The organism is Pseudoflavitalea rhizosphaerae (genome assembly GCF_003991355.1).
In the GTDB taxonomy this organism is placed as follows: Bacteria; Bacteroidota; Bacteroidia; order Chitinophagales; family Chitinophagaceae; genus Pseudobacter; species Pseudobacter rhizosphaerae.
Genome location: NZ_RCSU01000032.1, coordinates 1 through 1,460, shown reverse-complemented (window position 1 = coordinate 1,460; position 1,460 = coordinate 1). Strand labels below are relative to the sequence as shown.

The 1,460-nt window shown below is 45.8% G+C and carries 1 protein-coding gene; it reads right to left on the bottom strand.

Annotation, left to right across the window (positions count from 1 at the left end):
• Nucleotides 1–12: 12 nt before the first annotated feature.
• Nucleotides 13–1,419: an IS4 family transposase gene (locus D9Y29_RS26385; protein ID WP_127133251.1), complete on the bottom strand. Its 1,407-nt coding sequence runs from the start codon at nucleotides 1,417–1,419 to the stop codon at nucleotides 13–15.
• Nucleotides 1,420–1,460 lie beyond the last annotated feature (41 nt).

The window sequence follows — 1,460 nt, the reverse complement described above, 5'->3', positions numbered from 1 at the left end:
CTCGCCTCTGGCCTACGGTGTACCCACATCTTTTATCATACTAAATGCTTGCATGATATTAAAAAACTTTTGAAGTCCCAATGACCATGTAGTAAGCCCTGGGGGTCGTTGAGAGGAGTATCCTTTCCATCCTCCCAGTCTCGCAATTATCCAGCAAGCCCAGGCTAACGTTTGTGGTTTAAAAGGATTCTTTTGTTTTTCAGTTTTTCCTTCCCACTGGGGTAAAATTATTGCCATGCATTGGATTTGCTCTGGGGTAAAACAATATGTAGCCGGGATATCGGCCCCTTCCTCAATACTATATGCATACTGCATTTGAAAGAGGCTGATAATAGTGTCGAGCATCATCACGGTTAACTTGCGGATGGCCCAGCCTCGTTCCAGTTCGCTGGCTTCAATATCGAACCGCTCTTTCTTGAGAACCCGGAACGCTTCTTCAATCATCCAGCGGCAACTATACCAGTCTAATACCTGGCAGGCATCCATAAAACTATTGACTGCCAGCGTCGTTATTATCCGCCATTCTACAGGCTTGCTGGCAGGGCTATTGATCTCGCGGGCTTCCACAATGCAAACCCGTACAGATTTCTGATCAGACTTTACATTACCAGGTTTTCTAATCTCAGTAACACCGTATCTTACTTCCAGCAATGCTTCCCGTGCGGGTTGTTTACTACGACTGTCAGCACTGATCTGAGTTGTATAGTGGCCTGCTACCGGCTGGTTCCCGATAAAGTTCCATAACATACCCCCATCCTGCAGGTTACGATCGCAACGAGAACGTACCAGTAAAAAGGTCCGATCATCGGGTACTTGTGCAAACAACTCATAGATATCTGCTTCCCGGTCCTGTATCAGGATTACTCCGGCAGCCTGCTTTAAAGCAGCCTGACTATTGTTGGCTGAACGGATCCACTTGTAGGACTCCTTTTCCTCAATGGGGGTGCGTTGCATCGCAGGGCGACTCAAGCTCTTACTTTCCATGGAACGATTCCACAAGATCATATCAGACCAACCGATAGGACAATAGGTACAGGCATCCACTACCAATCCAGGGTGAAACTTAAAACCATAACCTTTGCTGATATGGTCTGCATCCAGCAAACCAAGACCCGTATTGGGTTGTAGCCGATTACTATGACTAATCAGGTTTACCTCACTGGTATCCTGGATACATAACACCAATCGTCCTGCTGCATTATGACCACAACGAGCCGCCATTTCTGAAATCAATTGACCCTCAGTTACACCTTCATTGTTCAAAAAACGATAATACCCTTTTTGTTCAGCACGAGAGCCAGACAACCGTTGAATCACACTCGTGGATTCTTTAAAGAGATTCCTTGATAACTCTTTCCCCCGCTTTTCAAGTCGTTTATCATTAAAATAACCACTATAGTTTGCGCCAAGTATTTGCATCAGGCGAAGCTAAACAAAAAGATGTGGGTACACCGTAGGCC